Genomic DNA, 7,810 nt, shown 5'->3' with positions numbered 1-7,810 from the left:
TCTCTGGCTCCCGCCCTTGGGCCCTTGGGCTAAAATAGTACTCTGTAGGACGGGGAATTTAGGTTTTTATGAAGGGAGACGAGGGAAGACCAAAATAATTTTCCGACGGGTAAAAAATGAGGCTCGTGGAAAATTAAAAAAAAACACTATAACAATCTCGACTCCTTTTCCCGCAACCATTCCTGAAGGAGCATTTTGAAAAAGGATTTTGCCTCGGACAGAGTCATTGGTTTCGTCGGAATAGGATGAGCTCTTTCCGTTGCATGGCGAGCATCAATTCCCGTTGTCGTGAAAGAATTTGCAGTTTTTGTGAATTCATCCGCCATTTTTTTGTACTTACCGCCTCTCATGACGGGTCCAAAATGATCTTCTTCCAGGACTTCGAGCACTTTGTAAAGTCCATACCATGAATTAAAATCGTTATTGATAAACGAGAACGCTTTCGTAACTTTCGCATCCGTGGCGGCAATTTTGATCCATGCCTGAACTGGATCCGCCGGGTGAAACACTTCTTCGGTCCCGTCTGCATGGAGTATAGACAGGCTCGCCGAACACCGCATGTGAACTGATGCCGATCCTTCTAGAAAATAGTGCCGGTGACCAGCGTCGTCAATCTGTAAAATGCCGTCATTTTCGAGTTTTTTCCGGGCATCCAAAGATAACAGGATTCCCGCATTCATCGATGTCAAAATGTCGGCAGAAATTTTCCTTACTTCATCTGGGGAGGAACACGATCGGAATTCTTCTGATTTCAACAGGAAATTATCTTTGTCTTGCGAGATGCATAATTCCGGCGTTGTAAATACTTTTGATAATTCTTCGAGATCGCTTGAATCCCCGCTGAGCTGCACAACCCATTCCATAAAAATAACCTTGCTTTTTTAGTTGAATTCGTTCACTATTCAAGTAACTGCGTTAGCAGGTCAAGTATGCGTTCAATAAAATCCGATCATTTAAGCAATTAAACCGCACCACATAACACTAAGAAAGGTGTCCCATGCCTGTGTCAAACCCGAAGGTCGATCTTAAATCCAAATCCATCTCTGAAGAGCAGAAGGAAAAACTGCGACAACTTTTCCCGGAAGTATTTACCGAAGGAAAAATCGACTGGGAACGACTTCAGCTCACGCTTGGCGCTGATGTTGAGACCGGAAAGGAGCGGTTCGGGTTGACGTGGCGGGGCAAGGCGGAGTGCTTCAGGATCATTCAGGAGCCGAGCATCGGGACACTCAAACCGGTCAAGGGAGAGTCGGTCGATTGGGATACAACAGAGAATCTCTTCATCGAAGGCGACAATCTCGAAACTCTGAAACTTCTCCAGAAGTCCTACTATGGCAAGGTCAAGATGATCTATATCGATCCTCCGTACAACACGGGCAACGAGTTCATCTACCCCGATAAATTTTCCGAATCGCTTGATACTTATCTGGCTTACACCGGTCAGGTAAATGCCGAGGGGAAAAAGTTCTCGACAAACACCGAGACAACGGGGAGGTATCACTCGAACTGGCTGGATATGATGTATCCCCGGCTCTTTCTGGCCCGAAACCTGCTGAGGGATGATGGCGCCATCTTTGTCTCAATTGACGACCATGAGGTCCACAATCTTCGCGAGATGATGAACGAGATTTTCGGGGAGGAAAATTTCATTGCGTCGATCATATGGCAAAAAGTCTACTCGCCAAAAAATACAGCAAAATATTTCTCCGAAGATCATGACTACATCATAATTTATTCGAAAAATGCGGAGATCTGGCGTCCTGAATCTCTACCAAGAAGTGATGAGGCTAATTCTCGATATATTAACCCGGATAATGACCCTCGTGGACCTTGGAAACCCAGCGATTTAACCGCACGAAATTATTACAGTAAAGGTCAGTATGAAGTAACAAGTCCATCCGGAAAAAAATTCAAATCCGGTGTAGGGAGATACTGGCGTTCTTCTTATGAGCGATTTCTTGAGCTCGATAAAGATAACAGGATCTGGTGGGGTCAAACAGGAAGTAATATGCCAGCTGGAAAGCGGTTTTTATCAGAAGTAAAACAAGGTTTTGTTCCGCAAACATTATGGAAATACGAGGACGTCGGTCATACTCAAGAAGCGAAAAAAGAGTTACTGGAATTCGTAACCTTTGAACAAAATGAGAATGTTCTGAATACCGTCAAACCGACCCGGCTGTTACAACGTATTCTCCAGATTGCGACGGACGGGACCGAGAACGAGATCATCCTGGATTTTTTCGCAGGCAGCGCCACGACAGCTCATGCAGTCCTCTCACAGAATCAATTGGATGGTGGTAACCGGTCCTTCATAATGGTTCAGCTTCCTGAATTGTTACCGATTCCGGAATCAAAATTGAAATCAATCGTGGATATCGGAAGGGAACGAGTCCGGCACGTAATCAAGAAAATTGGTGACACGCGAAAGGACGCAGCAGAACAGAAAAATCTCTCGAATGAGCCGGAGACGGTAGCAGACCTTGGCTTCCGTGCCTTCCGCCTCGACACCTCGAACTTTACCGTCTGGGACGGGAGAGTTCCGGCGAATGGTAAGGTCGAAAAACAGATCGAACTCTTCATCGATCATATCGACCCGCACAGCACCGATGAGGAGATTCTTTACGAACTCCTCCTTAAATCGGGCTTTGCACTCACAACACCGGTGGCGGAAAAGAAGATCGCCGGCAAAAAAGTGTTCTCCATTGACGACAATGCACTCCTCATCTGTCTCGAACACGATCTCACGAAAGACCTCATCGTGAAGATGGCCGAGATCAAACCGGCGCGGGCCATCTGCCTTGACGCAGGATTCAAAGGCAATGACCAGCTCAGGACCAACGCAATGGAGATCATGAAATCGCACGGCGTTACTGATTTCAGGACCGTTTGAACGGAGTGAATGATGGCAAAAAAACCGGTGAAATCCAAAACCGCTATACCCGCTGAACCCATCCTCCCGCTCGTTCAGGAGATCCGGGACCTGGTGCAGAGCGCACGGCGGGCAGCGGCACAGAATGTTAATACCCTGCAGGTCATCACCAACTTCGAGATCGGACGCCGACTCGTGGAATATGAACAGAAGGGGAGCCGCCGGGCAGGATATGGGGAGCAGATCCTGGACGAAATCTCACAACGTTTGACGGAAGAATTCGGACGTGGATTTTCATCAACAAATCTCAGATATATGCGTCGTTTCTACCTCGAATACAATGATTCACCTCCTCAAATTCAGCAGACAGTGTCTGCTAAATCTATGACCATTGTCCAACCGGAAGTACCAATTCAGCAGACAGTGTCTGCTAAATTGACAAAGCAGTTCACCCTCAGCTGGTCGCACTACGTCTTCCTCCTGAATATCGGCAACCGGGATGAGAGAAAATTTTATGAGATCGAATCGAAGGAGAACCAATGGTCGCTTTCTGAGCTCAAACGACAATTTAACTCCGGAATCTACGAACGCCTCGCACTCAGCCGGGATAAAAAGGGTGTCAAGGCTCTCGCCCAAAAAGGTCAGATCGTCGAGAGACCCGGAGATCTGCTTAAAGATCCCTACATTCTTGAATTTCTCGGACTCAATGAGGAAACAGACTACTCCGAAAGCGATCTCGAATCCGCCATCATCGACAAACTGGAAGCCTTTCTCCTGGAACTCGGCAAAGGTTTCCTCTTCGAAGCACGGCAGAAACGATTCACGTTTGATGCCGACAATTTTTTTGTGGACCTCGTCTTCTATAACCGTATCCTCAGGTGCTATGTCCTGATCGACCTCAAGATCGGAAAATTAACTCACGAGAACCTCGGCCAGATGCAGATGTACGTCAATTATTATAACCGTAAGGTGAAACTCGACGATGAGAACCCGACCATCGGTATTATCCTCTGCAAGACAAAGAACGACGCTCTCGTCAATCTAACGCTGCCAGAGAACGCCAACATCTATGCTCCGCAATACCAGCTCTACCTACCCTCGAAGGAAGAACTGAAAAAGAAACTGATTGAATGGTCAGAAATCGGTCCCGACACACCGGAGGCAACATAACTCATGATGAAGTTCAGGTTCGATCCCCACCAGCAATACCAGCGGGATGCAATCGATGCCGTAACCGGACTCTTTGAGAGCCAGACGCTGAGCGCCGGCGACTATGAAGTCTCGCTCAATCCTCTCCTCGAATCTTCAGGCCAGGTACTCATCCAGAACGAACTCGGGTACGGCAACCGGCTCGTCATTGACGATATAACCCTCAGTAAAAACTTAAAAGCAATCCAGAAAAAGAACGACATCTTCTCTGCCGACGACATCCCCGGCAAAGGAAAGAATTTCACCGTCGAAATGGAGACCGGGACCGGTAAAACGTATGTCTATCTCCGGACCATCTTCGAGTTGAACAAAAAGTATGGGTTCAGGAAGTTCATCATCGTCGTCCCGTCCATCGCCATACGCGAAGGCGTACTCAAATCCATCGAGATGACCCTCGACCATTTCCGGGATTTATACAACAACGTCCCCTTCACCTATTTTGTGTACGACTCGAAGAGGGTCAGCCAGCTCAGGAGCTATGCAGCAGGCAACGATCTGCAGATCATGATCATCAATATCGACGCCTTCAACAAAAAAGAGAACAACATCATCCACGACACCCGGGACCAGATGGGCGGAAGGCGACCGATTGAATTTATCCAGACCACCAACCCGGTCGTCATCCTCGATGAACCCCAGAATATGGAGAGCGGGAAGTCAAAGGAAGCTATCGCATCGTTAAACCCGCTCTGCACGCTCCGGTATTCGGCTACGCACCGCGATCTCTACAACCCCGTCTATAACCTCGGCCCGGTCCAGGCATTCCAAATGAATCTCGTCAAAAAGATCTCGGTTGCCTCCGTCCTCGCGGAGAATGATCCCACGCAATCCTACATCAGAATTGAAGAAATCCATCTCGACAAAACGCCGCTCAAAGCCAAGATCCAATTCTATAAGATGGGCACTGCCGGCCCGAAACTCACATCGATCACGGTTAAAAAAGATGATGATCTCTACCAGAAATCGGGTGAGAACACCATCTACGAAAACGGGTTCACTGTTGCAGAAATCAACGCCCAGCCCGGCAGGGAATTTATCAAATTTGCCAATGGTATCAGAATGAGACCCGGGCAGGAACAAGGCGGGTCCCGGCAGGATATCGTTAAAAAACAGATTAAAGAAACTATCAAAACGCATTTTGAAAAGGAATGGCAGTTGAAGGACAAGGGCATCAAGGTACTCTCGCTCTTCTTCATCGACCGCGTGGAGAATTACCGGAAATATACCGACACCGGGCTGCTGAAAGGGATCTACGCCGAATGGTTCGAGAAAGCATATTGCGAGCTTGCAAAGGAGTATACGAACGCCGGTCTCACCATCCTGCCCCCTGAAGGAGTTCATAACGGTTATTTCTCGAAGGACCCCAAAGGGCACTTCAAAGATACCGAAGGCCGCTCAAAACTTGACGAGGATACGTACAGTCTCATCATGAAGGACAAGGAAAAACTGCTTGACCCGGAGAACCCCCTGAAATTCATCTTCTCGCACTCCGCCCTACGGGAAGGATGGGATAATCCGAACGTCTTCCAAATCTGCACTCTCAATGAATCCGTCTCTTCCCTGAAAAAACGCCAGGAGATCGGCCGGGGCATGAGGCTGCCGGTGAACAAAGACGGTGAACGGATCTTCAATGCAGAAATAAACAATCTCGTCGTAGTAGCGAATGAGAGTTATACGGACTTTGTCGCCGCACTCCAGAGCGAATTTGAGGAAGAAGGCATTGTCTTCGGACGCCTGCCCGTGGAAGCATTCCAGGGACTTCGTATCGGAAAGCCCGGAGAAGAAAGATCCCTCACAGCGGAAGAAACACAAGAACTCCGGACTCACATCCAGGAGAACGGTTGGATCGAAGACGACGGGAAAATTAACGATGCATTCAGCCAGGCGGTTGAAAACCATACTTTCGTTGTCCCGGAAAAATTCAGGCCTGTAACCAATCAGATCATTGAGATCATCGACCGGCATAAGATCGAGAATCACGTCACCCGGTACAGTCCGAAGAAGAGTAAAATCAGAGAGGATGTACTGCATGATCCGGAATTCGAAAAGTTCTGGAATGCCATCAGCCAGAAGACAATTTACTCTGTTAACTACGATACCGACGACCTTGTAAAACGAACTTCCGCCGCAATAAAAAAGGTGGAGAAGATCGAGCCGCTGAAAATTACCACCAGGATCGCCGATATCACGTTCGAAACGAGCGGGATAAAAGCGCAGGAAGTAAGAACCCCCGATCAGGAGTACTTCACGCAGAGGACCCATGTCCCAGATATCCTTTCGTACATCCAGAGCAGGGTCGAGCTGACCCGGCACACCATCTACGCAATTCTCAAAAAGTCAGGACGCCTCGACGATTTTGTCAAAAATCCTCAGGTATTCATGGACGCATCGGTAAAATGTATCCAGGACGAGCTGAACCGGATAATCATTGAGGGAATACAATACGAACGGTTGAACGAGATCGCATTCGAAATGAGCCGGTTCAGGACGCAGGAACATGAGAAGGAATTCATCAACGACCGTATTGTTCCGACCAAAAAATCACTTTATGATTACATCACCTACGATTCCATCACAGAGAAGAAATTTGCCGAGAGTCTTGAATCGTTAAAAGACATCAAATATTTTATCAAATTACCGGCGTGGTTCAAGGTCCCGACTCCAGTGGGACAGTATAATCCGGATTGGGCCATCCTGAAAAAGAACGGGAAAATTATCTACATGATTCGGGAGACGAAGGGCACGAAAGATGCACTAGGTCTCCGTGGTCTTGAAAAAGCCAAGACCGATTGCGGTGAGAAGCATTTCGAGGCGATTGGAATTGATTATCGGGTAGTGACCGGGATTGAGGATGCTGGGTTGTAAGATAGGTCCTTATATGGCCCCATCTTCTCGGAAAAATGTAAAAATATAATGAGTGAACAGAAAAAAAATTATTTAAGCCGTTTGCGATAACTTTCCACAACAGCCTGCATATCGAGCTCATATTGTTTTTTTAGCCGATCATAGTATAAATCAGGCACAAGTGATCCGAAAATTCTACCATGATAAATAAAATTTTGAATTTCACGGCACTGAGTTAGAGTGATTGAATCCGGTTTTTCAATTCCCTTTTCAATAAGATCATTAACAACATTTTCTTTCTGTTCTTTTTCACTTGCGAGTGCGATTTGATTTCGAGAGACATCAATACCGAGATGTATTGCTGCAAATTGAGGAATGAAAATACCAATCAAATAGTCAAAAAGGCCAATATTCAAAACTATTCCGAAAATAATACCACCGACTAGTAACACAAAAGTACATAGCAAAATAAAATATCCATACTCACGTCGTAAACGCCAGTCCCAAACAATATTTGATCTCTGGCAAATCAGGACCCTCAATGGGTACAGGAAGGAACTTGTATCAGCGTACCAGTTTTTTAGCGTTTCACGATCGCCGGTAAAATTTCTGTTTGCAGAATGTATTAATTCTGAAGTGACTTTTTTACCGACTAATATTTCGTTCCAGGGCAAACCGAACAAATCAACATCAAATTGTTCTTGTACGGTTGCTGCTTTTTTTATTGATTCAGCTTCAAGGTGTCTCAAAAATATTTCTGATAATAATGCCCATGCAGCGCCGATTATTGTGATTGTGGGTCTACAATCTGTGAAAAAATAAAATAAAATTGGTCCAAAAATCGCAAGAATAACCGAAAAAATTGTTCGCATCTGACGGTATGTTTTG

At 46.5% G+C, this 7,810-nt stretch carries 5 protein-coding genes; 3 read left to right on the top strand and 2 right to left on the bottom strand.

Annotation, left to right across the window (positions count from 1 at the left end):
* Nucleotides 1-146 precede the first annotated feature (146 nt).
* Nucleotides 147-863 carry a hypothetical protein gene (locus QZN75_RS00220; protein ID WP_292423192.1) on the bottom strand — a complete coding sequence of 239 codons (717 nt, stop codon included), beginning with the start codon at nucleotides 861-863 and terminating at the stop codon, nucleotides 147-149.
* Nucleotides 864-997: 134 nt separating this feature from the next.
* Between QZN75_RS00220 and QZN75_RS00215 the strand changes: the two genes are divergently transcribed.
* Genes QZN75_RS00215 through QZN75_RS00205 form a run of 3 tightly spaced genes read left to right on the top strand, consistent with a single transcriptional unit; the run spans nucleotide 998 to nucleotide 6,943 of the window.
* A complete protein-coding gene (locus QZN75_RS00215) occupies nucleotides 998-2,890 on the top strand; it encodes a site-specific DNA-methyltransferase (RefSeq protein WP_292423189.1) in 1,893 nt (630 codons plus the stop codon).
* A gap of 12 nt (nucleotides 2,891-2,902) precedes the next feature.
* Nucleotides 2,903-4,039 (top strand): YhcG family protein, encoded by a 1,137-nt coding sequence (locus QZN75_RS00210; protein WP_292423186.1) that lies wholly within the window; start codon nucleotides 2,903-2,905, stop codon nucleotides 4,037-4,039.
* A 3-nt stretch (nucleotides 4,040-4,042) separates the two neighbouring features.
* Nucleotides 4,043-6,943 (top strand): DEAD/DEAH box helicase family protein, encoded by a 2,901-nt coding sequence (locus tag QZN75_RS00205; protein ID WP_292423184.1) that lies wholly within the window; start codon nucleotides 4,043-4,045, stop codon nucleotides 6,941-6,943.
* A 68-nt stretch (nucleotides 6,944-7,011) separates the two neighbouring features.
* On the opposite strand, the gene QZN75_RS00200 is transcribed toward QZN75_RS00205, so the two are convergent.
* Nucleotides 7,012-7,810 (bottom strand): S-4TM family putative pore-forming effector (locus QZN75_RS00200; RefSeq protein WP_292423183.1); only part of this gene is annotated, 799 nt, incomplete at its 5' end.

It is taken from the genome of Methanoregula sp., assembly GCF_003170075.1.
GTDB lineage: Archaea > Halobacteriota > Methanomicrobia > Methanomicrobiales > Methanospirillaceae > Methanoregula.
Note: the sequence above shows the minus strand (reverse complement) of the source record. Positions and strands in the feature narration are given on the sequence as shown.

Coding starts and splice junctions, on each gene's coding strand:
- QZN75_RS00210 (WP_292423186.1), top strand. CDS start 2,903: ATGGCAAAAAAACCGGTGAAATCCAAAACCGCTATACCCGCTGAACCC.
- QZN75_RS00220 (WP_292423192.1), bottom strand. CDS start 863: ATGGAATGGGTTGTGCAGCTCAGCGGGGATTCAAGCGATCTCGAAGAA.
- QZN75_RS00205 (WP_292423184.1), top strand. CDS start 4,043: ATGATGAAGTTCAGGTTCGATCCCCACCAGCAATACCAGCGGGATGCA.
- QZN75_RS00215 (WP_292423189.1), top strand. CDS start 998: ATGCCTGTGTCAAACCCGAAGGTCGATCTTAAATCCAAATCCATCTCT.